The organism is Pseudomonas sp. CCC4.1 (assembly GCF_035019225.1).
Classification (GTDB): Bacteria; Pseudomonadota; Gammaproteobacteria; order Pseudomonadales; family Pseudomonadaceae; genus Aquipseudomonas; species Aquipseudomonas bubulae.
In genome coordinates this window covers 1-24229 of sequence record NZ_JASJWL010000007.1, presented here as the reverse complement: position 1 = coordinate 24229, position 24229 = coordinate 1, and the positions used below count along the sequence as shown (strand labels likewise).

Here is a 24229-nt window from a genome sequence, read left to right as displayed (position 1 = left end):
CTGGAGCAGACATATATATGTACAAAGCTTGCCCAAGACAAACAAAAAACAAACTCCAAACAACCCACTTAATACCCCTTCGACTTCGCATAATCTATTCCTGCTTTAATCCATACTTGATCAACAGGATCATCGCCGTAAGGAGCCTCTGACCACCATTTATCGAATTCTGCCTGAGAAGTCCCAGCTAAGGACTGTGCAGCACCAGCTGCTCTTAAAAGTACCGTTTCAGAAATCCCAGCTGCCGTACCAACAGCACCATAATTAAAATTGCCGAAGCTCTCATACTGAGGCTGGCCTTTTTTGTAATCCCACTCGCCCTTGTTTCTGACTTGGGTGTAAAACCAGCTGAGCAAAAAACCTCTACCCTTAATACTAAAGTATGCTTTTTGGCTTTTCGCAAATTCTAGGTTCTCATCTAAAGAGACGCCGGGTGGAACGCTAGGATACTTTTTATGTCTGGCTTGCTCTTTCGCATCGCGCAGATTTGTCGCTTTAGCCACCTCTATGAGAGCCAATTTCTGCTGCTTTTCTTTCAAGCGTCGGGCCGTTTCTGAATAGACCTCAGACAACCTGGCAAATTCATACCTCTGTGCCCAATCAAGAAGTTTAGGTGTATTAACTATGACCCTCATCTTCCCGGCCTGAGTAAAACTCCCCGCACTTGGTCTTTTTGAAGCTTGTACATCACTGCCGTCCCCAGAACCTTTAGAAGCCTTAACCTTTCTATCAGCCTCATTCTCTTTAGCCATATATAGTGTTACCAGGATATTTTTCTCTCTTGTGATTATTTTGCTTGACGTGGATACATCCATAGGCATATTTAGCCCGCCTGCACCCTTGATTTCCTGGTCAATCTCAAAATCTATGGCCGCAATATTATCTTTGTGCTGCATATCAAATCTATATGCATTATCAAAAATCCATTGAGTTACATTCTCAAGCGCCCTTATAAATAGACCGAGTATATCATGCATATAATCTGGCATCATAGACTCTCTCGATGTGCCAGGAATGGAGAAGTCTATTATTCTCCCCACAACAGATATCGGACCAAGCTCTAATGGCATATTCATACTCATTATGAATCAATCCAGACTTTATATTATTCATCGAACTCCCTACTCATACAAATTTATAAAGTCACAACATATGTTCAGACCGAAATTTTAGTGACGAGTTTTTTTGTACGCATAATACGAAATGGCGCCTTCATGAGTTCATGGCAATAACGGCTCTCAAGTATATTGAATACTTTGCTTTCGTAGGCAAAACGAAAGCAGGTGAGGTACACGGGTATGCTGGTAACGGGGACTGTTTACATACGGGTTGTGAAAATTGTGAACGCTACCTGTTAAATCGGCGAAAAGTGCACAGCTAAAAAGCACTTTCCCTCCGACTAAAACACAGCCGTTAAAAACGCTGGATCGGGCTCTAAAATTGCCCCAGATGCGGACACGGTCTGAAGCTATGCGAAAACGACGAGCTCGGTGCAGCGCCCTTCCCCACCCCCCAGAAACGACAAAGCCCGCCAAAAGGCGGGCTCTGCGGTGTAGCAATATGGCGGAGGCGATGGGATTCGAACTCATGGACCTGTTACAGTCGACGGTTTTCAAGACCGTTGCCTTAAACCACTCGGCCACACCTCCTATACGTTGTTTCGGGCGCCATAATACCTGAATGAAACACGTTGTCAAACTCTCTTGATCGCTTGTTTCAGAGCCTCTGCTATGATCTTTGCTACTTAACATTTCTAAACACAGGAGTATCGCCATGCGCGAACAGGATTACGCAGTTAATAGCAGCGTGCAGGCCGAGCAGCTAGAGGTTAGCCGCGTCCTGCGCAATACGTACGGTTTGCTGGCCCTCACCCTGGCTTTCAGCGGTGTGATGGCTTATGTCTCGCAGCAGCTGCGGGTCGGCTATCCCAATATTTTCGTTGTGCTGATCGGGTTCTACGGCCTGTTCTTCTTGACCAACAAGCTGCGTGATTCGGCATGGGGCCTGGTTTCTGCCTTTGCCCTTACCGGTTTCATGGGCTTCTTGCTGGGCCCTATTCTCAACCGTTACCTGGGCATGCAGGGCGGCGCCGAGGTGGTCAGTTCTGCCTTTGCCATGACGGCTCTGGTATTTGGCGGCCTGTCTGCCTATGTATTGATCACTCGCAAGGACATGAGCTTCCTCGGCGGTTTCATCACTGCCGGTTTCTTTGTTCTGCTGGGCGCTACGCTGGCGAGCTTCTTCTTCCAGATCAGCGGCCTGCAGCTGGCTATCAGCGCCGGTTTTGTACTGTTCTCTTCGGTCTGCATTCTGTTCCAGACCAGTGCAATCATTCATGGCGGCGAGCGCAACTACATCATGGCTACCATCAGCCTGTATGTATCGATCTACAACCTGTTTATCAGCCTGCTGCAAATTTTCGGCATCATGAGCCGCGACGACTGATCAACAACCGCTATATAAAAGCCCGCTTCGGCGGGCTTTTTGTTGTCTGCCACAAGCATCTTTGGGCATCTGGCTTTATCATTGCCCCAGATTTGCCGACAGAGCCCACCATGAAATTCGCCATTGCCCTTTATTCAGCGGCCCATGCCCCCTCCTCCCGTCGAGCCTTGCGCTTTGCCGAGGCAGCGCTGGCAGGCGGCCATGAAATTGTCCGTTTGTTCTTCTATCAGGACGGTGTTCATATTGCCTCGAGCAATATCGTCACGCCGCAAGACGAGCAGGACCTTGCGCAACAATGGGCAACTTTTGTCAGCCAGCACCAACTCGATGGTGTGGTCTGTATTGCCGCTGCCTTGCGCCGCGGTGTACTCAATGAAGACGAGTCCGCACGCTATCAGCGGCCCGGGGTCAATGTTCATGCACCCTGGGAGTTGTCCGGACTGGGCCAATTGCACGATGCCATTCAATCGGCCGATCGATTGATCTGTTTCGGGGGACCTTGAAATGCCCAAGTCACTATTGATTATCAGCCGTCAGGCACCGTGGTCGGGGCCCGGCGCCAAAGAAGCACTGGATATCGTGCTGGCAGGCGGTGCATTTGATTTGCCGATTGCCCTGCTGTTTATGGATGACGGTATTTTTCAGCTGCTGGCGACTCAAAATGCCGCAGCCATCCAGCAGAAGAATCTAACGGCCAATCTGCAGGCCCTGTCCATGTTCGGCGTTGACGATCTGTTTGCCTGCAACCACAGCCTTGACGAACGCGGCATCTCAACCGAGGGGCTTGCGGCAATTGATGTGCAGCCCTTGTCGACTGAAGCTGTCCGCGCTCTTATTGACCGTTATGACCAAGTGATCACCCTCTAATGTCGACTCTACATGTTGTGAGCCACTCACCATTTTCTGACATACGCCTGAGCAGCTGTCTTCGCGTGTTAGGCAGCGACGATGCCCTTTTGCTCTGTGGCGACGCGGTGTATGCCCTGCAGCTTCAAGGCACTGCTCTCACAGCCCTGACTGGAAAAACCGTATTTATCCTTGAAGAGGACTTGCAGGCACGCAACCTGGAATGTCCGCCATGGGCGGCCTGCGTTGATTACCCGGCTTTCGTCGAGCTGTCGATTCGTTACGACAAGGTCAACAGCTGGCTATGAATACGCTCACCCTCAACGGTAAAAATATCGAGCTGGACAAGGACGGTTATCTGCTCGATCTCAACGACTGGTCCGCTGATGTTGCTCAGGCACTGGCGGCGCAGGCAGGTATTGAGTTGAGCGCCGAACACTGGGAAATCCTCGAGTTGTTGCGCAGCTTTTATCAGGAGTTCGAGCTATCGCCTGCCACTCGCCCTCTGATCAAGTACACGGCACTCAAATTGGGTCCAGAAAAGGGCAATAGCCTGCATCTCAACCGACTGTTTAACGGCACCCCTGCCAAACTCGCCGCCAAGCTGGCGGGCCTGCCCAAACCGACCAATTGCCTATGAACACTCTCGCTGCGCTGACACTTGAAACTCCCGCCGAACACCCTTTTGCGCAATTTGTACGCATCCTGGGCAAAGGCAAACGGGGTGCCCGCAACCTGACTCGGGAAGAAGCCCGCGAAGCCATGGGCATGCTGCTTGACGACAAGGCAGAAGACACGCAACTGGGCGCCTTCCTCATGTTGCTGCGGCATAAAGAAGAAAGCGCAGAGGAAATGGCCGGTTTTACCGAGGCCGTCAGGGAGCGACTGACACCTCCCGCGATCAAGGTCGACATTGACTGGCCGACTTACGCCGGTAAAAAACGCCACCTGCCCTGGTACTTGCTGGCAGCCAAGTGCCTGGCACAGCACGGTGTACGCATTTTCATGCATGGCGGCGGCGCCCATACCGCGGGCCGAATGTACAGCGAGCAGCTTCTCGACGCGCTGGCCATTCCACTGTGTCGCAACTGGCAAAGTGTCAACGAGGCCCTGGATGCGGGGAATCCGGCCTTTATGCCGCTGCAGGACTGGGCGCCACAATTGCAACGCATGATCGATCTGCGCAACACCCTCGGGCTGCGCTCGCCGATTCATTCATTGGCTCGCATACTCAACCCGCTGGGTGCGCGCTGCGGCCTGCAAAGCATCTTCCATCCGGGCTATCAAAGCGTGCATCGCGAAGCCAGCGGTTTGCTGGGTGACACCAGTATTGTGGTCAAGGGTGATGGCGGCGAAGTCGAAATCAACCCCGATAGCGCAAGCCATCTTTACGGCACTACAGCTGGTGTTGACTGGGATGAAGAATGGCCAGCACTGTCTTCACAGCGCCATGTCAAACCAGCGTCACTAGACCCTGAACACCTCAAGGCATTGTGGCGTGGAGAAGTCCAGGACAGCTACCCGCAACTGGCCTTGCTGTCGACCATGGCCCTGGCATTGCGCGGTCTGGGCACACCCCGGGCGCAAGCTTTTGAACTGGCTCAGCATTACTGGGACAACCGCAACAAGGCGATTTAAGCCCAAGGCCAACCACCTCAACACGCTTGCTTACGAGAGCCCAAGATGCTTATCCCCTACGACCAGCTTGAACCTGACACCCTCACCCGCCTGATCGAGGACTTTGTGAGTCGCGACGGCACGGACAACGGCGATGACACTCCCCAGGAAACCCGTGTACTGCGGGTTCGACATGCATTGAGCAAAGGCCAGGCAGTAATTTTCTTCGATCTGGAAAGCCAGCAATGCCAACTGATGCCCAGGCACGCGGTACCGAAGGAATTTTTTGATTAAACCTTGGCCGAAGATCCGGTTGCCTGCTGCCCGACGGGCTGGTTTTTTATCCGCTCATAAATTTCCGAGCGATGCACGCTGATATGCCTGGGAGCTTCAATCCCCAGGCGCACGTTGTTGCCGTTAACGGCGATGACAAACAGCGTTATATCTTCCCCGATTGAAAAATGCTCTCCGACGGTTCGACTCAGTATCTGCATGGCTCTCATCCTCAAGGGTGGGGAGCCACAAAGACTGCACGGCATAAAAACCGGCTTCAATACTTACAAGTTAATTCAGTTACAACCTACTGCATACAAGGCTTATTCCTACGTACTCCCTACGGAATTTTCCCTTTACGAGGGGGTAAAACGCGGTCCCAGCAAGATGATGGTCGCGCCAATCACGCACAGTCCTACCCCGAGCCAATCTGAGCCCAGTGGCCGGATACGTTCCACCACTGCCAGCCAGGCAATGGATGTCACGATGTAAATCCCGCCATAGGCCGCATAGGCCCGCCCGGCATAGGCTGCCTCAACCTTGGTCAGCAGCAGGGCAAACAGCACCAGGCTCAGAATGGCGGGCAAAGCCCACCAGGCACTTTTGCCCTGACGAAGCCACATCCAGAACCCGTAGCAGCCTGCAATTTCAAACAGGGCAGCCAAAAAAAACCAAACGTAATTGAGCATGTGCAGTGTTTCCAGGTGGGCAGCGCGCCACCCTACCTGCGCACCTGCCACCGATCAAGGCAGAACTGTTTTTGAGTACGGCATGAAAAAAGTTGAATTATTCATCGAGCTGGAGAGTCGGATTTTATAAGCACTGCCCATCCTTGTTCCTGAAGCGGCGCCCCGTAAAACTGAACGTTGGCGGAACACCACAAAAAGGAAATGCTCATGACCACAATTCTTCTGATCGTCCTGATTTTGCTGTTAATCGGCGGATTACCTGTGTTTCCGCACTCCAAAAGCTGGGGCTATGGCCCCTCAGGGATTATCGGTACCGTACTGGTTGTACTGTTGATATTACTGTTGCTCGGCAAGATTTGACCCAATAAAAAAGAGGCCCTGAGGCCTCTTTTTTATTTAACTGGCTGATTATTTCGGATCAGCCACACCTGCGGTGTTGTCCAGCAGGCTCTTGGTCGCGGTCTGCAGGAAGGATTCGAGCTTTTTCTTCAGCTCGGTCGCTTCAGGCGAGTCAGTGACCACGGTCGCTTCAGGGTTGGCACCCAATTTGTACTGCCAAACCTTGGCCGGCATGTCTTTAGGCTGCACCAGCAAGTGGTCGTCACTGATGATCGCCACGGTCTGGTCACTGCCAGACGGCTTGATCACACCACTGCCTTTGTCACCCTCAGGCAGAGTCAGCAGGTCACGGCCCCAGCATTGCTGACGGAACTCACCACCCAGACGCCCCATGATGGTTGGCACGATGTCGACCTGAGTGCCCACGATATCAGTGCGTGTACCAAACTTCTCCTGGATACCAGGGCCGATCAGCAGCAACGGCACGTTGAAACGCCCCAGGTCCATCTCGGAAATCTGCTGCTCGTTACCGAAACCGTGGTCGCCCACAATCACAAACAGGGTTTCCTTGAAGTAGGGTTCTTTGCGCGCTTTTTCGAAGAACTGCCCCAGCGCCCAGTCGGAATAACGCATCGCCGTCAAATGCTCGTTGAGCGAACCGCGATCGGTTACCGGCTCGACCGGCAATGGCGTAGGCAAGGCATACGGCGTGTGGTTGGACAGGGTTTGCAGCAGCGCATAGAAAGGCTCTTTGCCTTCACGCTTTTTCAGCTCTTCCAGGCCGCGGTTGAACATGTCCTGGTCGGACACACCCCAGGTAGGATCAGAGAACACCGGGTCAACGAAATCGTTACGACCTACAAAAGTGGTCATGCCCTGGTTACTGAAGAAACCAGACTGGTTGTCCCAGGCAAAGTCGCCATTGTAGACATACACGTCATCGAACTTGCGGGCGCTGAGCAGTTCCGGCAAGCCGGACAGCTTGTGGCTGCCTTCCGGGGTCTGCATCAGGTATTCAAAACCCGGCAGGTTCGGGAAGCACGCCATGGTGGCAAACATGCCCTGGTGGGTATGGGTGCCGTTGGAGAAGAAGCGCTCGAACAGCAAGCCTTGCTTGGACAGCTCATCGAAGTACGGGGTGATATTGCCCGGACGACCCAGCGCACCCACCGAGTGACCGGCGAAGCTTTCCATCAGGATTACGACGACGTTCTTGATAGGCAGGGTTTTTTCCGCAGGCGGCGTGGTGTCGCGACGCACAGGAGCGGTATCAGGATCAACCAGCTTGTCATTTTCAGTCAGCAGCATGTCGCGCACGGTCTGCGTCGCTACGGGCTGCTCAAGGGTAGCCTTCCAGATATTGGTGCGATCGTCACCGAAGCGGCTTTTCGCAGCGGCAATCAATGACAGAGAGCCGTTGAGCCCCAACTGATTGGCGAAGTTGGAGTCGGTTGTGTAGGCATCACCCCAACGCAGCGGAGGACCCTGACGCAATGTGCCACGGGCCAGGACCACACACACCAGCAGCAGCACGACAAATACCGCTGCACGGCCGTACCAGGGCGCCACCGCACGCGAAGTGCCAGCAGCCGCGCGGGTAGCGCTGGAACGGGTCACGCGGTCGGCGCCGCGGAAGGCAAAGTACAAAATGACAGTGCCGACAGCCCAGGACAGCAGGTAACGCACCACCGGGAAGCCATACCAAAGCATGCTCATCACGGTTTTCGGGTCTTCCTTCACATACTGGAAAACCAGACCGTTAAGACGCTGATGGAACTCACGGTAGAAGTCCATCTCCATCAGGCCCAAAAACAGCGCCAGGCTGGATGCTGCAGTCAGCCAGAAACGCAGCACACCGCGCATGGCCATGGCCTTGACACTGAGCACCGCCAGCAGCAGCGGAATACTGAAGTACACGACAATCCGCGCGTCAAAGCGCAGACCGTTGCCGAAGGCTTCAAGGAACGTCGATGCCGGGGTGTCGAGGATCATTTCCCGGTTGTAAACCAGCAATGCCACCCGCAACAGGGTGAACATCACCATCATGATCAAGGCACAGAGCAGCGTAAACGCCAGATGCGATTTGACGGTCGGTTGCAACACACGCGTGGCCGCGTGCTGTTGGCTTGGGGCGTCCGGGTTTGCCATGTCGTTTTAGGACCCATTGGTTCAAGTTGAAGTGGCTTTATCACCGGTGGCTTGCCACGGGTGCATCGCTCTTTAATTACACAGATTTTGGCCCGAGACCCACCAGAAACGCCTGAACTGAGGCGTTTACGAGTAGACAGGCAAAATTTTGCGTGCGAATTGTCTTAAAGGTACCGTGAAAATTTCGTGCAGAGCACATCTTGAAACATAAGAAAGGGCGCTCATTCCCTGTGGGAGCGGGCTTGTTCGCGATTGCAGCAACGCGGTCCAACTTTAAACCGCGTCGCCTGCATCGCGGGCAAGCCCGCTCCCACAGTTCTGCAACTGACGCCCTGCCTTGCTACTGCACAGCCTCAGTCGTTGCTTGGCTTGTTGATAGCCTGCAAAACATATTGCGGCAAGGCGAAAGCACCGATATGAACTTCCGGATTGTAGTAGCGGGTCACGATACCGCTACCGGCAAAACGTTGACGCAGGGTCTCAAGCGGCAACTTGCGATAGCTCGCATCAGTCGAACCCCAGGCGAAGGTCATGGAGCCGCCGATATAGGTAGGCACGGCAGCCTGGTAGAAATGCCAGTCAGCAAACAGGCTGCGCATGCGCCCGGCGGTGGTCTGCACTTCCTGCAACTGCATAAATGGCGTGCCGTTCTGGGTGACCAGTACACCCCCTTCATTCAGGCAACGGTGGCAAGCCTGGTAGAAGTTCTCGGAGAACAGCACTTCGCCCGGCCCGATCGGATCGGTGGAATCCGAGATGATCACGTCGAATTTTTCTTCGGTGGTGGCGACAAAGCGCATGCCGTCGTCGATCACCAGGTTAAGGCGTGGATCGTCGTACGCACCCTTGGAGTGGTTGGGCAGGAACTCTTTGCACATGTCCACCACGGTGCCGTCGATCTCGACCATGGTGATGTGCTCAATGCCAATGTGCTTGGTGACTTCGCGCAACATGCCGCCATCACCACCGCCAATGATCAGCACGCGCTTGACCGCACCGTGGGCCAGGATCGGCACATGGGTAAGCATTTCGTGGTAGATGAATTCGTCCGCTTCGGTGGTCTGGATCACGCCGTCCAGAGCCATTACGCGGCCCATGACCGGGTTTTCGAAGATCACCAGATGCTGGTGATCGGTTCGCACTTCATGGAGCAGCTTGTCCATGCGAAAGCGTTGGCCATAGCCTTCGTAAAGGGTTTCGAGATAGTGGTTGTCAAGCGATTCGGCCATGGGTAGTCCCCTTGAATGCTGGTGGCAACGGACGGTCACCCGCCCATGATCGACAGCCGAACCTCATACCGCTATCGCGACACGGGTCCAACTGCCCAAGAAAGGCGCGCATTCTACGTCGAGGAACATGACAGGTCGAACCTTGACGCCGACAATCTAAGCGGGCAACCACGATTTACCGTCGCTGCCCGCTGGCAAGCAGCTCAAATACGCACATTGCCCCGCGGCCCGGCGATGGCCCAAATCACCAGCCCCAGTACCGGCAGGAACAGAATCAGCAGCACCCAAAGCACTTTCGCGCCCGTCCCGGCGCCGCTTTTGATTACGTTGATGATGGCCCAGATATCCAGGGCCAGAATAATCAGACCGATCAGACCATTAAACGTTGAACCCATGATGACGCTCCCGAGTGAGTACTTGTGCTCATAGGATAGTCACCCGCGGCCAGGGTTCCGTTTTTTATTGCAGCAGCCAGGGTTTCAGACGTGGACGGCAACCTTGAGGGCTTCCAGCGATGGCGCAGCGGCGATGCCGACTTCGGCACACAGTTCCAGCACGCGCGGCACGTCATTGCCGTAAACCAGCACCACCTGGATTTCGTCGTCCAGCGGCTGGCTCAGGTTGACCAGCACATAACCGCCCTGCTCCGGGCTCATGCTGCCCATCTGGATCTGGATGCGGTTGAGCGCGGTCAGCGCTTCGGTCTTGGCCAATTGCTTTGGCTTGATATTGAACGCTACATCAGGACCGAAAGAGGCGACGATCTGGGCAAACAGGTCCATCCAGGTATCGGCCTGGAACAACACCGTTTCCGGCAAGCTGCCCACCACAACCCATTCACCCAGCGGGATCGGGAAGCTGTCGTCGTAGTTGATGTCCGGGTTGGCAAGCAGAAATGCTGCCTGATCGGCGTAGGCTTGAGCCGCCTCGTCCGCGATGGAGGCGATTTCGTCGTCGCCCATGCACCCAGAGCTGATTTTGCTGATGAGTTCAACGAGAGTGGTTTTCATGGGCGAGGCCTGTCACAAGGAAAATTAAGGGCGCGCAGGATATATCAATTGCGCCCTTCAAGGGGCGATCAGCCCAACAGCTTCTCAAGTTGCGCCACGGTTTCGGCTGCGCCCATGGTCCTGGCGGCATCCAGGGCGGTGATGCCATTGGCGTCCTTGGCTTTTGGATCGGCGCCCTTGCTGATCAGGTAATCGATGATTTCCCCACGATTGAACATGGCGGCCATCATCAGCGCTGTACGGCCATCAAATGATGCGCCTTCAACTTGTGCGCCACCTTCAACCAGGGTCTTGACCATTTCCAGGTCGCCCTTGAAGGCAGCACCTGCAATCGGGCTCTGGCCATTGTCATTGCGGATCTCGGGGTCGGCATTGTGCTCAAGCAGCACCTTCACCGCTTCAACGTGGCCGTGATAGCTGGCCAGCATCAACAGGGTATCGCCCTTGTGGTTGCGCAAATTGGCCGGCAAGCCCTTGCTCAGCAAGGCTGCCAGCATTGCAGCATCACCATCCCGTGCCTTGTTGAACACCTGCTCGGCAAAGTCGGCGGCCTCTTCCGGGGTCATCTGGCGGCTCTGGTCTGCTGGCTTGTTCTCTGACATGTAAGGTTCCACCCTGGCTACAAAAAAAACCTAGTTTCCTGAGACGCAGACACGGTGTCACCCCTTTTTTGCTCAATGCACCCATAGGAACAATCAATCAGCTGTCTGAGCCTGATACCGACTGGGCAAAATGCAGGATGCACGATGGCCACTCATGCAAAATGCACGATAAATGCTTTTTGCATAAATTATAAGCTGTTGATTTATATGGATTTTTTAAAAAAAGAATAGTGGCACAATCACTGCAATCTCTACTCCATACAAGCATTCAAGCGCTAATGGAGCTGAACATATGAGCCTGATCCAGGAAAAATTCGCATCGTTGTTCTCCAACCACACTGTCACCGTTAAACCCCGCCCGGATGGCGGCGTGCTGCTGACATTGTGTGACAACGAAGGCAAACAGACCCAGCGCACACTTTCTTACACCCAACTGCATACCGCCGAGGAACTGACTTGGGCCATCAGCGCGATTCGTCGTGACCTGGCAGGCACTGCCAGTGAATTGCCGACCATTTCGCTGCTGCAAAGCCAGCATCGTTTTGCCCTGCCGACCTATCACACCCGCTGAATCCAAGGGTAGTGCAAAGCAGTCCGCGATAGAGAACGGCATGACTGTGGGAGCGAGCAGGCTCACTCCCACAGCAGTGTTATTTAAACTGCGGCAGGATCAATCTCGGCAAAACTGCTCACGGTTTTATGTCCCGCCAGTTCCCCACCCTCACGGGCCAGACCGCAGGTCAGCATGCCGGCCGCCTGTGCAGCATCGAGTTCTTCAACGATATCCGACAAAAACAGGATCTTCCCGGCCGGGCAGCCTATGGCCTCGGTAATGTGGCGATAGGATTGCGCCTCACGCTTGGGCCCGGAGGTGGTGTCAAAGTAGCCATTGAACAGTGGCGTCAGGTCACCCGCCTCGGAACAGCCAAAAATCAGCTTTTGCGCCTGTATCGAACCTGACGAGTAGACATACAGGTCATACCCTTTGGCATGCCACTCGCGCAGCGCTTCGACCGCGTCCGGGTAAACATGGCCCTTAAGCTCACCCGCGGCGTATCCCTGCTTCCAGATCATCCCTTGCAAGGCCTTGAGTGGTGTGGCCTTGCGGTCTTCGGCCAGCCATTGCTGGAGGATCTCGATGACCCGTTCGACATCGGCCTCAGGCTCGCCGCTATCCAGGCGTACTGCGCCCAGCTGCATGGCCACTTCAGGGTCTTCGGCATGCTCGCGCACAAACCCGGGCAGATGTTTGGCCGCATACGGAAACAACACGTCAAATACGAAGCTGACAGCGCTGGTGGTGCCTTCGATATCGGTCAGGATGGCTTTGATCGGCATGGGAGATCCTTAGTCTTCGAGGCGCGGGAAGCGTTCAGCGATGTCTTCGCCGGTAAAGTTGGCAACCCAGCCTTCCGGGTTGTTGAACAGGCGGATGGCGACAAAATGCGGATGCTCACCCATGTCGAACCAGTGCGGCGTGCCTGCGGGTACTGAAATTAGATCGTTCTTTTCGCACAACACCGCATACACATAGTCGCCAATATGTAGCGTAAACAAGCCACGACCGGCGACGAAAAAACGCACTTCATCTTCGCCATGGCGGTGCTCGTCGAGGAATTTGGCGCGCAATTCGGCTTTTTGCGGGTGATCGCTGTTGAGACTGATCACGTCCACGGTGACATAACCACCCTCGCTCATCAGCCGGTCAATCTGCACGCGATAGGCGTTGATCACTTCATCCTGACTGGCCCCCGGCTGGATCTGCGTGGCGGCCTGCCAGCGGTCAAAGCGCACGCCCTGCTCGGCCAGTGTTGAAGCGATATCATCAAAATGGGTGAGCACCTTGTTGGGGAGTTCCGGGCTCGATACGTGATAAACGGACAAACTGCTCATGGGGCGTGGTTCCTCGGCTTCGGCGCGCATTCGGCTTTTACAGGCCGTTCAGGCAGACCGTTCAAATCAGGGTGTGAGCTTCTTCACGGTGAAGTCAGCGTTAACGATTGAGTATTGCGCGAGCTTTCAGTTCGCATTCAAACAAAAACTCGAAGGCTTCGATCTGGCGCAAGGCGTCGCTCATGCGCGCGCCCCACGTGTAAAGGCCATGCCCGCGAATCAGATAGCCCACACAGTCCGGGTGGGCTTCAAGCCATGGCTGAACCTTGGCCGCCAGCCGCGCGATGTCTTGATCATTGTCAAAAATCGGCACCAGCACACTGGACTCATGGGTCGAGACGCCACTGAAAGCCTTTTGCAGTTCGTAGTCTTCAAATTCAATGCTGTCGCCCGGCGTCAGGCGCGACAGCACCGTGGCATTGACCGAATGGGTGTGCAGCACCGCGCCAATTTCGGGGCGCCAGCTGTACAACTGGGTATGCAGCAGGGTTTCAGCGGAGGGTTTCTTGCCTGGTTCCAGGCTGTTGCCTGCCAGGTCAGTGGCAAGCACATCATCAGGTCCCAGCTGGCCCTTGTGCTTGCCCGACACCGTCAGCAGCGCCTGGCTGGCCGACAGCCGGGTGGAATAGTTGCTGCTGGTAGCCGGTGACCAGCCACGCGCATATAAAAAGCGCCCGGCTTCAATGATTTCCAGGCTCAGGTGTTCACGGGTAAGGCTCATGGCCTGTCCTCTTGCAGTCGGGTGGCAATGATAACGGCTGCAGCCAGCGCTGCGACGCTCGCCATACTAAAGGTGAAAGCGGGGCCCAGGGTGTTCCAGCTGTAACCGGAGTACAGCGCCCCCACGGCGCCACCGATACCGGCCAGCGTGGCGTACAGGGCCTGGCCCTGGCCTTGCTGGCCGGGACCGAAACTGCGTTGCACAAAGGTCATGGCCGAGGCATGAAAACTGCCAAAGGTGGCGGCGTGCAGCAGCTGCGCCAACAGCAACACCCACAGGTGCTCGGCAAAAGACCCCAGCAACAGCCAGCGCAAGGCAGCGAGGATAAAACTGAACATCAGCACCCGGCGCACAGAAAATTTCAGCAGGATACGGCGCATGGCCAAAAACATCAGCACTTCGGCCACCACTCCCAGGGCCCAGAGCAAGCCGATCACACCACGGCTATAGCCGAGGTGTTCCAGATGCAGAGTCAGAAATGTGTAGTACGGGCCGTGGCTCATTTGCATCAGCGCCACACAGGCATAGAACGCCAGCACGCCCGGGCTGAACAGTTGCTTCAAGAACCCGCCTTCCACCTGCTTGCGGCCCAGGCTGGAGGGCTGCGCATTGGGCACCCACAGGCTGCACAGCACAATGCCAGCCATGATCACGAGCAGCGCCACCGGGTAGATATCCAGGCTCAGCCATTCGAACAGGCGGCCCAGGATCACCACGGTAAGGATAAAACCGATCGAGCCCCACAAACGAATCTGACTGTAACGCTCAGGCTGCTCACGCAAGTGGGCAAAGGTAATGACTTCAAACTGCGGCAACACCGCATGCCAGAAGAACGCATGCAGCGCCATCACCAGCGCCAGCCAGGCATAGCTCTGGCTGACAAAGATCAGGGCAAAACTGCACAAGGTGCAGAGCGCACCCAGACGCACGATCAGCAGACGCTGACCGCTGTAGTCCCCCAACCAGCCCCACAGGTTGGGCGCAACGCAGCGCATCAGCATCGGGATGGCCACCAGTTCGCCAATACGCGCACTGGAAAACCCCAGGTGATTGAAGTACAGCGCCAGAAACGGCGCTGTGGCACCCAGCAAGGCGAAATAGAAAAGATAGAAGCCTGACAGACGCCAGTAAGGAAGTGTCGCCACGGCCGTCAGACCGTGACGCTCAACAATCCTTGCATTACAACTGGCCCAGTACGGGCGTGCTGACGCGTACGTCGGCGTTCTGGCCGCGATGACGCAACAGGTGATCCATCAGCACAATGGCCATCATGGCTTCGGCAATCGGCGTGGCACGGATACCCACGCACGGGTCATGACGACCCTTGGTAATCACGTCCACCGGATTGCCATGCACGTCGATCGAGCGGCCCGGGGTGGTGATGCTCGAGGTTGGCTTGAGCGCCAGGTGGGCAACGATCGGCTGGCCAGACGAAATACCGCCCAGGATGCCGCCGGCGTTGTTGCTCAGGAAACCTTCAGGGGTCATCTCGTCGCGATGCTCGGTGCCGCGCTGGGCAACACTGGCAAAACCGGCGCCGATTTCAATACCTTTTACGGCATTAATGCTCATCAGCGCATGGGCCAACTCGGCATCCAGACGGTCGAAAATCGGCTCGCCCAACCCCGGGATCACGCCTTCGGCGACCACGGTGATTTTGGCGCCAACCGAGTCCTGGTCACGGCGCAGTTGATCCATGTAGGCCTCAAGCTCCGGCACTTTGTCCGGGTCAGGGCTGAAAAAGGCGTTTTGTTCAACCGAGTCCCAGGTCTTGAACGGGATTTCAATCGGGCCCAGCTGGCTCATATAACCGCGAATCACGATGCCTTGGGTGGCCAGGTACTTTTTCGCGATGGCACCGGCGGCCACACGCATGGCCGTTTCACGCGCCGAACTGCGCCCGCCGCCGCGGTAATCGCGCTCGCCGTACTTGTGGTGATAGGTGTAATCAGCGTGGGCCGGGCGGAACAGATCCTTGATCGCCGAGTAATCCTTGGACTTCTGGTCAGTGTTACGGATCAGCAGGCCAATGGCGCAGCCGGTGGTGCGGCCTTCAAACACCCCGGAGAGGATTTCAACTTCGTCGGCCTCCTGACGCTGGGTGGTGTGGCGGCTGGTGCCGGGCTTGCGTCGATCCAGGTCACGTTGCAAATCTTCAAGGGACAGCTCCAGCCCTGGCGGGCAGCCATCAACAATGGCGACCAACGCCGGACCATGGCTTTCGCCAGCGGTGGTGACAGTGAACAGCTTGCCGTAGGTATTGCCGGACATGCAGGGCGCTCCGCGAAAATCAGCCGATAAAGTTCAGCCCGGGATCAGTTCAAGTCTTGTTGCAACACAACAGATGTTGAACAGATCCCAGATAACCAAAAGCGCCAGTATACGCAGGCTACCTCTGTAGTTCATCCTCGAACCTTACTCATCCGGGTTTGTCCAACCGGCACACTAGACAATGATGGCGCTATGATGCTGCGAATACTTTTATTAGCACTGACCCTGTTTGGCTTTGGCACCCAGGCCCTGGCGGCCCCGCCCTCCAATGTCTTGCTGCGGCCCATTGAGCTCGATACCGGCTCCGGCACGTTGTATGGCTCGCTGGTTTTGCCCAAGAGCGACAAGCCCGTACCCGTGGTGCTGATTATTGCCGGTTCCGGCCCGACTGACCGCGACGGCAACAACCCTATCGGCGGGCGCAATGACGCCCTGAAAAAACTGGCCTGGCGCCTGGCCCAGAGCAATATTGCCAGCGTCCGCTTCGACAAGCGCGGCATCGCCCAGAGCCAGCCTGCCGGGCCTGACGAGCAAAAGCTCAACTTCGATCAGTATGTGTCCGACGCCGTGGCCTGGGGCGAGAAACTCAAAAGCGACCCGCGCTTTGGCAAGGTGTTTGTACTCGGGCACAGTGAAGGCGCAATGATCGCCAGCCTGGCAGCCCCACAAATCGGTGCTGCCGGCGTGGTTTCGATTGCCGGTACAGGGCGCCCGGTGGGCGTGCTGTTGCGCGAGCAACTGCAACGCAATCACCTGCCGCCTGCCCTGCTCAAGCGCAGTTTTGAGCTGATCAGCAGCCTGGAAGCCGGCAAGACCGACGACAAGATGCCCAAGGATCTGCAAGTGATCTTCCGCCCCAGCGTGCAGCCGTACATGATCAGCCTGCTGCGCCATGACCCGGCAGCCGCTTTCGCCGCACTGAAAATGCCGGCCATGATCATTCAGGGCACCCACGACATTCAGGTAGAGGTCAAGGATGCCCGCCTGCTCAAGGCCGCCAAGCCCGATGCCGTACTGACACTGATCAATGGCATGAACCACGTGATGCGCATCGTGCCAATGGACATGAAGCGCCAGGTGCAGTCCTATAACGACCCCAATCAGCGTTTGGCAGGCGAACTGGGCGATCGAACTGTGCGCTTTATCACGAAAGTCAATGCGGGCCAGCCCTACAGTACTGCGCATAACGGCCGATAAACCGGTGTCGGCCGTCTTTGCTTGGCTGACATCCAGCACAGGATCGAGCCGTTATGAGCGACACCCCAACACAACCCGCCGGGCCCGAGGCACCGGAAGTGCCCGAGGCCCCGCCGCTGCCTTGGGCCGATGTGCAGCCCGAGCATTTGCGCATGCTGCGCCTCGCCCCCCTGCCCACTGACCGCAACACCGGGGCACGGTCGTTACGCTTTGTGCAGTTCGGCCACGCCACACGCCACAGCAAAGACCTCAGCCTGCTGCGCATGACCATCACCCTGCCCGGCCAGCGCGTGCGCAGCGAACAGAACCAGCTTGACCTGTGGGTCGACCATAGCACCCACCGCGTGCGTTTCAGCCCTGAGCGCGGTTTGCAAGTTGAACCGGCGAACCGCGGGATCGGCCGCTTTCTGCTGGCTCAGGCCGCGTTGTGGGCGCAGAAAAAATGGTCGCACTACCGCGTTGACGGCACCGACCTGGCCAGCCGGGACGCCCTGAATGAAGACAGCCGCCTGCGCCGCGATCATGTTTTGCGGGTACAGGGCTTTGATGTGGTGTATGCCGACGCCCAGTTTCTCAAGGCACGGATCGAAGACGTGCAAGTGGGCGAGTTGCTGGACAGCTGGAATGGCGAAAAGCTTCAGTTCCTCGACATTCTTGAGACTGCGCAAATGCTCCAGCAAGCCGAACAGAACTTGCAGGAACAAGAGGTAAAACTGCGGGAAAAAGAAGAAAAACTCGGCAGGTACCAGCGCGAAGAAATGGGCCTGCGCTTTACCATCACCTGCCTGATAGCCTTTTCGGTGTTCCAGGCAGGGTTGTTGATCTGGATTGCGACGCACCGCTGATGGTACCCACCCGCTGCACAGGGTCACTATGGGTTACGGATAGCCAAGACCTGTTCCCCTGGGGTAGCGCAACGCCCCCGGCTGGCTGCCATCGGCCAGGGCAAAAATATCAACCGGCAAACGCCCCACGGGGACGCTCCGCCCCAGCATGACATCCACAGCAGCCGGCAAGGCTGGCCCCAGCAGACCTCGGTCATACCCCCTGGACGAGTAGGTCGCCAATGTGGCGCCGGCGATATCGTCAAATTCCACCACATCGTAGGGCGAGTTCATCGTCAGATGAATAGCCAGCTTGCCGCGGGACGTGGCGTATTCCATGGCACAGCGCAGCCATTGCAAACTGCTCTGCACGGTTGCTCCTGACAACAACTGATCGGCATGCGCATTTCGCACGACAGCACTGACACCGATTGAAGAGGTACCGAGAATCACCGTTTCTGCGGCGTTGATCGCCCGCTTTATCTCAACCCAGCCAACGCCTCTCAGCGCCTTGCCTGTCAACAGGAGCGCAGGATAGCCGGCCTCCTCGAACCTGCGGCGCAAGGCTTCGGCCTGCTCATTCCTCGGGGTCAGGATCAAGATCCGCGCGCACTGGTTCTTCAGAGGCAACGCGGCGCACTGATTACGAATCAATGTAATGGATTGCGCGGTAATACGTTGCTCGAGCGCACGATGTGCCGGGCTGCCAATTATATTCAACTCAGGTCGAGGCCTGGCGCCCTGCTCGGCGGTAATCCCGTTGCGCAACTTCATTCGCACAATCCGCAATACCGACTGATCCAGTTCCTGTCGATCAATATCGCCCGCCTCGACAGCCGCTACCACCTGATCAACCAACCCGGACAGGAGCCCGGCCTGGCGAGCGGTACGAAATTCAATGGGCATCAGGGCGATATCCACATCCGCCTGAAAAGCCTTTATCACGGCGTCGGCCTGACCGAAAAAACCGGCAATGGCCTTCATATCCATCGCATCCGTGATGCTCACGCCCTGAAAGCCAAGCTCACCCCGTAGAATATTGTGCTGAATTTTCCGCGACATGGTCGCAGGTGCAATAATCGGTTCACCGGTGCGCGTCTGAACCAGGGTGCTATCGAGCGCAGGATATTGAATATGGGCGGTCATGACCATTTCTGGCGCTTCACCCGCTTCAATGGCCAAACGATAGGGCGCCAGATCAATTGCCCAGGCATCTTCACGGGACTTGTTCACCACCGGCAGCCCGATATGCGAGTCCGTTTCCGTATCCCCATGCCCCGGGAAATGCTTGTACGCCGCGATCACGCCCTGTGCAGCCATACCTTGCATCATGCGTCGGGCCAACAGGCTGACCGTGCGTACATCATCACCAAAAGCGCGCACATTGATGACGGGGTTGAACGGGTTGCTGTTGACGTCCACCACCGGGGCAAAATTCAAGTTAAACCCCAGAGCCGCAATCTCGGCGGCCAACACCACACCCTGGTCATAAGCCATCCGCTCGTCACCACCGCCGTGCCAGGCCGCAGCCAATGCCATGTTGCCCGGGAAAACCGTGGCCGCCCTGCGCGGCAGGCGAAACACTGACCCCCCCTCCTCGTCCACCCCCAGCAACAGGCCGAGTTCACCCGCGACCGGGGGCACAGCGCGCAGATCATCCAGAAGGGTTCTGCCCTGCTCAAGCGAACTCAAATTGTTACCAAACAAAATCACCCCGCCAATGGCGTTGTTACGCAGGGCATCGCCCATGGCGGAATTGAACCGGGTGGTACTCAGGGTGCACGCTGGCTGGTCGTCAGGACACCAATAACGAAAGGCCACGAGCAACTTCTGCCCGATTTTTTCGCGCAGGGTCAAGCCCTCAAGGAGGCATCGGGCGCGCGTGTCGAGATCAGTGTCGCTGGGAGCCAAAGGAAACCGGGACGCTTGTGTCATGCTTTGATCCTCGTATACAAACCAATACGGGCATCAAGCAGGCAGCCACTTCAGGGAGATGCGTGCCAAAACCGCTTCGCTTGATGCCCAGCCGTTGTCGAATGTATCGAGTTGCGGACGAACAAAAAGCGAAGAGGTATTGCAGCGTTTGTAATGCTCTTGCCTGATCAGATTCGAGAAGCAAACAGCCCCTGATGGGCACGGCACTGTTCGGCGGTCAACATGAATACACCGTGCCCCCCGCGCTCAAAATCAAGCCAGGCGAAGTCGACTTCCGGGTACAGCGACTCAACGTGTATCTGGCTGTTGCCTACCTCAACGATCAGCAAGCCTTTTTCGGTCAGATGATCCGCCGCTTCGGCCAGCATCCGGCGTACCAGGTTCAGGCCGTCGTCACCGCAGGCCAGCCCCAATTCCGGCTCGTGCTGATACTCGGCCGGCATGTCGGCGAAATCTTCGGCATCCACATACGGCGGGTTGGACACAATCAGGTCGAAACGCTGCCCCGGCAAGCCATCAAAGCCGTCGCCCTGCACGGTGTAAACCCGTGCGTCGACACCGTGGCGCTCGATGTTCTGGTTGGCCACTTCAAGGGCCTCGAAGGACAGGTCGGCCAGCACCACTTCAGCGCTCTGGAACTCATAGGCACAGGCAATGCCGATACAGCCCGAACCGGTACACAGGTCAAGAATGCGCGCGGGCTCGGCAGCCAGCCACGGCTCAAAACGTTTTTCGATCAACTCGCCAATCGGCGAACGCGGGATCAGCACGCGCTCATCAACGATAAACGACATGCCGCAGAACCAGGCCTCACCCAACAGATAGGCCGTGGGCACGCGTTCTTCGATACGGCGCTTGAGCAGATGCTGCAGGTTCACCAACTCATCGTCTTCAAGGCGGCAGTCGAGATAACTATCGGCAATTTCCCACGGCAGGTTCAGCGCACCCAACACCAATTGACGGGCTTCGTCCCAGGCATTGTCGGTACCATGACCAAAGAACAACTCTTCCCCATGAAAGTGGCTAACGGCCCAGCGAATATGGTCGCGCAGAGTGCGCAGGCGGGAAGTGATCAATGGTCTTACTCCTCAAAATCGATTGGCGATTCTAACAGCCAAACTCCGACGCGCCAAAGGTGGCCGGACGACTACACGTGACAGCGTTTCAAAAAGTAAGAGCGTGTACAATAAAAATTCAAAATCGCTCCAGTTTGTACGTTTTATGGCTACAAAGCATTAGCTTGACATCGCTACAGACCAGCAACCACAAGGCCTGCACGACAAGTCATTCACATAAACGCTCCGCCAGTGGACAATGTCGCAAAAGCCCCATTCAAAGGAGCCCCCGAATGCCCGCTTTAAAGACGATGTTTCAACTCACAGGACGTGGCTATGCCGCAGCCAATCTGAGCAACGCCAGCCTGCTGATCATCGATGCGCAAAATGAATACCTGAGCGGGCCGTTGGCCCTTTCCGGCATGGACGCGGCCACCGCCAACATTGCCCGCCTGCTTGACGCGGCACGCAAGGCCAGGCGCCCGGTCATCCATATCCGTCACCTGGGCACCGTTGGCGGTATGTTCGACCCTCAGGGCGAGCGTGGCGCCTTCATCAAGGGCCTGGAACCACAGGGTGATGAGCAGATTATCGAGAAGCGCATGCCCAACGCATTCAACGACACCGGGCTGCAAAAGGCCCTGGAAAACCTCGGCTCGCTGGATGTGATCGTCTGCGGCTTCATGAGCCACTCCAGCGTCAGCACTACCGTGCGTGCGGCCAAGGACTACGGCTTGCGCTGCACCCTGGTGGAAGACGCCTGCGCCACCCGCGACCTGCCGACCGCGGACGGCATTATCAGCGCCGAGCAAGTGCAAAAAGCCGAAATGGCCATCATGAACGACAACTTTGCCACCCTGACGTTGACCCAAAACCTGATTTGATCTGAACCGGACGTTGACGGGCGGCCCCTGCAACCGCCCATCCCGGACCAGCTCCAGCCTGCGGGCGCTTTCCTATTTCACTACACTCAGGAACAACCTGACGAAGTCCCTGTCGAAGGGCCGATACCCTTTAAGGAAAGATCGGAATGAAGATCTCCGATGGTTTTGATGCTCGGCGTTTGCGCCCCAAGGCTCATCGCGACTGGCGCTCGCGCCTGGTACTGATGTTTGCAGCGCTGCTGGCACTGCTTGGCATGCTGTTGCTGTTGGCGGGTGCCGCCAGCCTGATTGGCCATCCAACGGCACTGGGCGAGCTCAATGCCAGCCCCGCAGGTGCAACACTGGTGTTGGTGTCCGGCCTGTTGGTGTGCTGGCTGGGGGTATGGATGTGGCGTCGACGCCGGCGCCTGATGCGCAAGCCATTTGGCCTGAACATGGCCCCGCACCTGATGAAAAAACACGACTGACGCATATCCGCCGCCCGATTGTCGTCGACTTGGGTAAACTGGCAGCCCTTCGCGGAGGCTGACATGCAAGACGACGATTTTTCCCTGTTCAAAAACGAGATTCGCGGTGTCAAACCGATCAAGCATGATCGTGCCGACACCGGCAAACCCAAGGCTGACCGTGCGCAGCTGGCCAAGTTGCGCCAGAACGCCATTGTGCGCACCAACGCGACCATCATCGACGGCCTGTCAGACCAGTTTGTGATTGATGTTGGCCCCGAGGACCAGCTGAGCTGGGCCCGTGACGGCGTGCAGGAAAGCCAGATGCGCAAGCTCAAGCTGGGGCAGATCGCCTTTGAAGGCAGCCTTGACCTGCACGGCATGACCGTTGAAAAGGCCCGCGAAACCCTTTGGGAATTCCTCGGTGAAGCCGTGCGCCTTGAAGTACGTTGCGTGCGCGTTACCCACGGCAAGGCCGTGCGTCTGGACGGCAAGCGCCCGATGATCAAAAGCCACGTCAACACCTGGCTGCGCCAGCACTCACAGGTACTGGGCTTCTGCTCCTGCCAGGCCAGGCATGGCGGCGCCGGCGCGGTCTATGTGATGCTCAAGCGCACCATGATGGAGGGGCGTGACGAGTAACAGCGTGTCATCACGCTTGCAGCGTCGTGTCAGCCCCCGTACCCTTACTCTTTGCGAAAAATCCCACAGGTAGATTAATGTCCCTGGAACAAAACTACACCGCGATCCTCGGTCAACTCGGCGAAGACGTTTCCCGTGAAGGCCTGCTGGATACGCCAAAGCGTGCCGCCAAGGCCATGCAGTACCTTTGCCGCGGCTATGAACAAACCCTGGAAGAAGTCACCAACGGTGCCTTGTTCAGCTCAGACAACAGCGAAATGGTGCTGGTCAAGGACATCGAGTTGTACTCGCTGTGCGAACACCACCTGCTGCCGTTTATCGGCAAGGCCCATGTCGCCTACATTCCGAGCGGCAAAGTGCTGGGCCTGTCGAAAGTGGCGCGTATTGTCGACATGTATGCCCGTCGCCTGCAGATCCAGGAAAATCTCAGTCGCCAGATCGCCGACGCCGTGATGCAAGTCACCGGCGCCCTGGGCGTGGCCGTTGTGATCGAGGCCAAGCACATGTGCATGATGATGCGCGGTGTCGAGAAGCAGAACTCGTCGATGATCACTTCGGTGATGCTGGGTGAGTTCCGCGAAAACGCCGCCACGCGCAGCGAGTTTCTCAGCCTGATCAAGTAACTGCGGCACAGAAAAAACCGGCGTTTATCGCCGGTTTTTTTTCGCCTGCACAATTTCAGGTAAGCTGCGTCCCTTATTAATTTGCCCATGAGGCTTTTACTGTGTTTATCAAAGCGCTTCGCGTAGGCCTGGGTCAGCTCATCATCGCTGGCGATTTCGTGACACGTCCAAGCAAAAAGCAGCGCCCTGCCGCCGCTCAGGCGCAGGTCGACCAGGCTGCCAAGGGCCTGACCCTGTTTCAGTTCCACGCCTGCCCTTTCTGTGTAAAAACGCGCCGCACCCTGCGCCGCCTGAATGTGCCAGTGGCCCTGCGTGACGCGAAGAACAACGAGCAGGATCGCCAGACCCTGCTGGAGCAAGGGGGCAAGATCAAAGTGCCTTGCCTGCGCATCGAAGAAGGCGGCAAAACCACCTGGATGTATGAGTCCAAGGTGATCATTGACTACCTGAACCAGCGCTTTGCCAACGTTTAAGGCCATCCCCCGGTCTACCCTCTCTGTGGGAGCGAGCCTGCTCGCGAACTGTCTCTTATACACATCT

31 protein-coding genes and 1 tRNA gene are annotated in these 24229 nt (G+C 56.7%); 16 read left to right on the top strand and 16 right to left on the bottom strand.

The features are described from left to right. Window positions 1-68: 68 nt before the first annotated feature. Window positions 69-1082, bottom strand: coding sequence for a polymorphic toxin type 44 domain-containing protein (locus QN377_RS04595; protein WP_322212680.1), 1014 nt, complete (start codon window positions 1080-1082; stop codon window positions 69-71). A 479-nt stretch (window positions 1083-1561) separates the two neighbouring features. Beyond that, a tRNA-Ser gene (locus tag QN377_RS04590) sits at window positions 1562-1649 on the bottom strand. Between the two features lie 124 nt (window positions 1650-1773). On the opposite strand from QN377_RS04590, the gene QN377_RS04585 reads away from it, so the two are divergent. The 7 genes from QN377_RS04585 to QN377_RS04555 all read left to right on the top strand — a co-directional run bounded on the left by QN377_RS04585 (window position 1774) and on the right by QN377_RS04555 (window position 5202). Next, the gene (locus QN377_RS04585; protein ID WP_095002022.1) at window positions 1774-2445 is read left to right on the top strand and encodes a Bax inhibitor-1/YccA family protein; all 672 of its coding nucleotides are present in this window, start codon (window positions 1774-1776) and stop codon (window positions 2443-2445) included. Window positions 2446-2555: 110 nt separating this feature from the next. After that, window positions 2556-2948, top strand: coding sequence for a sulfurtransferase complex subunit TusD (gene tusD, locus QN377_RS04580; protein WP_095019560.1), 393 nt, complete (start codon window positions 2556-2558; stop codon window positions 2946-2948). A 1-nt stretch (window position 2949) separates the two neighbouring features. Then, on the top strand, window positions 2950-3312 hold the full coding sequence (tusC, locus tag QN377_RS04575) for a sulfurtransferase complex subunit TusC (protein ID WP_095002024.1): 363 nt from the start codon (window positions 2950-2952) through the stop codon (window positions 3310-3312). Next, a complete protein-coding gene (gene tusB / locus QN377_RS04570) occupies window positions 3312-3599 on the top strand; it encodes a sulfurtransferase complex subunit TusB (RefSeq protein WP_095002025.1) in 288 nt (95 codons plus the stop codon). Before tusC ends, tusB begins: the two co-directional genes overlap by 1 nt. Continuing rightward, complete coding sequence (locus QN377_RS04565) at window positions 3596-3931, top strand: TusE/DsrC/DsvC family sulfur relay protein (protein ID WP_095002026.1); 336 nt, start codon at window positions 3596-3598, stop codon at window positions 3929-3931. The genes tusB and QN377_RS04565 overlap by 4 nt, the downstream gene beginning before the upstream one ends. Beyond that, window positions 3928-4929 (top strand): glycosyl transferase family protein, encoded by a 1002-nt coding sequence (locus tag QN377_RS04560; RefSeq protein WP_095019561.1) that lies wholly within the window; start codon window positions 3928-3930, stop codon window positions 4927-4929. Before QN377_RS04565 ends, QN377_RS04560 begins: the two co-directional genes overlap by 4 nt. Before the next feature lie 45 nt (window positions 4930-4974). Further along, complete coding sequence (locus QN377_RS04555) at window positions 4975-5202, top strand: YheU family protein (RefSeq protein WP_095002028.1); 228 nt, start codon at window positions 4975-4977, stop codon at window positions 5200-5202. Here the strand turns inward: QN377_RS04555 and csrA are convergent. Then, the gene (csrA, locus tag QN377_RS04550) at window positions 5199-5402 is read right to left on the bottom strand and encodes a carbon storage regulator CsrA (protein ID WP_095019562.1); all 204 of its coding nucleotides are present in this window, start codon (window positions 5400-5402) and stop codon (window positions 5199-5201) included. The genes QN377_RS04555 and csrA overlap by 4 nt on opposite strands. Window positions 5403-5537: 135 nt before the next feature. Continuing rightward, window positions 5538-5870: a YnfA family protein gene (locus QN377_RS04545; protein WP_095002030.1), complete on the bottom strand. Its 333-nt coding sequence runs from the start codon at window positions 5868-5870 to the stop codon at window positions 5538-5540. Window positions 5871-6071: 201 nt separating this feature from the next. Between QN377_RS04545 and QN377_RS04540 the strand changes: the two genes are divergently transcribed. Further along, the gene (locus tag QN377_RS04540; RefSeq protein WP_095002031.1) at window positions 6072-6230 is read left to right on the top strand and encodes a DUF3309 family protein; all 159 of its coding nucleotides are present in this window, start codon (window positions 6072-6074) and stop codon (window positions 6228-6230) included. A gap of 48 nt (window positions 6231-6278) precedes the next feature. Here the strand turns inward: QN377_RS04540 and QN377_RS04535 are convergent, their stop codons facing one another. The 5 genes from QN377_RS04535 to QN377_RS04515 all read right to left on the bottom strand — a co-directional run bounded on the left by QN377_RS04535 (window position 6279) and on the right by QN377_RS04515 (window position 11198). Then, window positions 6279-8357: an LTA synthase family protein gene (locus QN377_RS04535; protein ID WP_095019563.1), complete on the bottom strand. Its 2079-nt coding sequence runs from the start codon at window positions 8355-8357 to the stop codon at window positions 6279-6281. 353 nt (window positions 8358-8710) lie between these two features. Next, the gene (gene speE / locus QN377_RS04530) at window positions 8711-9586 is read right to left on the bottom strand and encodes a polyamine aminopropyltransferase (RefSeq protein ID WP_095019564.1); all 876 of its coding nucleotides are present in this window, start codon (window positions 9584-9586) and stop codon (window positions 8711-8713) included. Window positions 9587-9789: 203 nt separating this feature from the next. Beyond that, window positions 9790-9981 (bottom strand): PLDc N-terminal domain-containing protein, encoded by a 192-nt coding sequence (locus QN377_RS04525; RefSeq protein WP_016781476.1) that lies wholly within the window; start codon window positions 9979-9981, stop codon window positions 9790-9792. Between the two features lie 84 nt (window positions 9982-10065). Then, complete coding sequence (locus QN377_RS04520) at window positions 10066-10596, bottom strand: hypothetical protein (protein WP_095019565.1); 531 nt, start codon at window positions 10594-10596, stop codon at window positions 10066-10068. 68 nt (window positions 10597-10664) lie between these two features. Next, complete coding sequence (locus QN377_RS04515) at window positions 10665-11198, bottom strand: ankyrin repeat domain-containing protein (RefSeq protein WP_095002035.1); 534 nt, start codon at window positions 11196-11198, stop codon at window positions 10665-10667. A 292-nt stretch (window positions 11199-11490) separates the two neighbouring features. Between QN377_RS04515 and QN377_RS04510 the strand changes: the two genes are divergently transcribed. Continuing rightward, complete coding sequence (locus QN377_RS04510) at window positions 11491-11769, top strand: DUF3509 domain-containing protein (RefSeq protein ID WP_095002036.1); 279 nt, start codon at window positions 11491-11493, stop codon at window positions 11767-11769. Between the two features lie 83 nt (window positions 11770-11852). On the opposite strand, the gene mtnC is transcribed toward QN377_RS04510, so the two are convergent. The 5 genes from mtnC to aroC all read right to left on the bottom strand — a co-directional run bounded on the left by mtnC (window position 11853) and on the right by aroC (window position 16083). Further along, complete coding sequence (gene mtnC, locus QN377_RS04505) at window positions 11853-12536, bottom strand: acireductone synthase (RefSeq protein WP_095002037.1); 684 nt, start codon at window positions 12534-12536, stop codon at window positions 11853-11855. A gap of 9 nt (window positions 12537-12545) precedes the next feature. After that, window positions 12546-13091 carry a 1,2-dihydroxy-3-keto-5-methylthiopentene dioxygenase gene (locus QN377_RS04500; protein ID WP_095002038.1) on the bottom strand — a complete coding sequence of 182 codons (546 nt, stop codon included), beginning with the start codon at window positions 13089-13091 and terminating at the stop codon, window positions 12546-12548. Window positions 13092-13191: 100 nt separating this feature from the next. Beyond that, the gene (locus QN377_RS04495) at window positions 13192-13812 is read right to left on the bottom strand and encodes a methylthioribulose 1-phosphate dehydratase (RefSeq protein ID WP_095019566.1); all 621 of its coding nucleotides are present in this window, start codon (window positions 13810-13812) and stop codon (window positions 13192-13194) included. Further along, the gene (locus QN377_RS04490) at window positions 13809-14957 is read right to left on the bottom strand and encodes an MFS transporter (RefSeq protein ID WP_095002040.1); all 1149 of its coding nucleotides are present in this window, start codon (window positions 14955-14957) and stop codon (window positions 13809-13811) included. The genes QN377_RS04495 and QN377_RS04490 overlap by 4 nt, the downstream gene beginning before the upstream one ends. 34 nt (window positions 14958-14991) lie before the next feature. Next, the gene (aroC, locus tag QN377_RS04485; protein WP_095019567.1) at window positions 14992-16083 is read right to left on the bottom strand and encodes a chorismate synthase; all 1092 of its coding nucleotides are present in this window, start codon (window positions 16081-16083) and stop codon (window positions 14992-14994) included. Window positions 16084-16275: 192 nt separating this feature from the next. Between aroC and QN377_RS04480 the strand changes: the two genes are divergently transcribed. Both QN377_RS04480 and QN377_RS04475 read left to right on the top strand, forming a co-directional pair. Then, a complete protein-coding gene (locus QN377_RS04480; RefSeq protein WP_322212676.1) occupies window positions 16276-17280 on the top strand; it encodes an alpha/beta hydrolase in 1005 nt (334 codons plus the stop codon). 53 nt (window positions 17281-17333) lie between these two features. After that, window positions 17334-18125: a hypothetical protein gene (locus QN377_RS04475; protein WP_322212675.1), complete on the top strand. Its 792-nt coding sequence runs from the start codon at window positions 17334-17336 to the stop codon at window positions 18123-18125. 33 nt (window positions 18126-18158) lie between these two features. Here the strand turns inward: QN377_RS04475 and QN377_RS04470 are convergent, their stop codons facing one another. Next, complete coding sequence (locus tag QN377_RS04470) at window positions 18159-20039, bottom strand: glycoside hydrolase family 3 protein (protein WP_095032290.1); 1881 nt, start codon at window positions 20037-20039, stop codon at window positions 18159-18161. 167 nt (window positions 20040-20206) lie between these two features. Next, entirely contained in the window at window positions 20207-21115 is a 909-nt protein-coding gene (gene prmB / locus QN377_RS04465) for a 50S ribosomal protein L3 N(5)-glutamine methyltransferase (RefSeq protein ID WP_095021341.1), read from the bottom strand. Window positions 21116-21387: 272 nt separating this feature from the next. Between prmB and QN377_RS04460 the strand changes: the two genes are divergently transcribed. From QN377_RS04460 to QN377_RS04440, 5 genes are all read left to right on the top strand, one after another. Further along, window positions 21388-21978: a cysteine hydrolase family protein gene (locus QN377_RS04460; RefSeq protein ID WP_095027149.1), complete on the top strand. Its 591-nt coding sequence runs from the start codon at window positions 21388-21390 to the stop codon at window positions 21976-21978. 146 nt (window positions 21979-22124) lie between these two features. Continuing rightward, window positions 22125-22445 carry a hypothetical protein gene (locus QN377_RS04455; RefSeq protein WP_095002046.1) on the top strand — a complete coding sequence of 107 codons (321 nt, stop codon included), beginning with the start codon at window positions 22125-22127 and terminating at the stop codon, window positions 22443-22445. A 63-nt stretch (window positions 22446-22508) separates the two neighbouring features. Then, a complete protein-coding gene (locus QN377_RS04450; RefSeq protein ID WP_095002047.1) occupies window positions 22509-23066 on the top strand; it encodes a Smr/MutS family protein in 558 nt (185 codons plus the stop codon). Window positions 23067-23143: 77 nt separating this feature from the next. Further along, on the top strand, window positions 23144-23689 hold the full coding sequence (folE, locus tag QN377_RS04445; RefSeq protein WP_003442011.1) for a GTP cyclohydrolase I FolE: 546 nt from the start codon (window positions 23144-23146) through the stop codon (window positions 23687-23689). 101 nt (window positions 23690-23790) lie between these two features. After that, a complete protein-coding gene (locus QN377_RS04440; protein WP_095002048.1) occupies window positions 23791-24162 on the top strand; it encodes a glutathione S-transferase N-terminal domain-containing protein in 372 nt (123 codons plus the stop codon). Window positions 24163-24229: the final 67 nt, after the last annotated feature.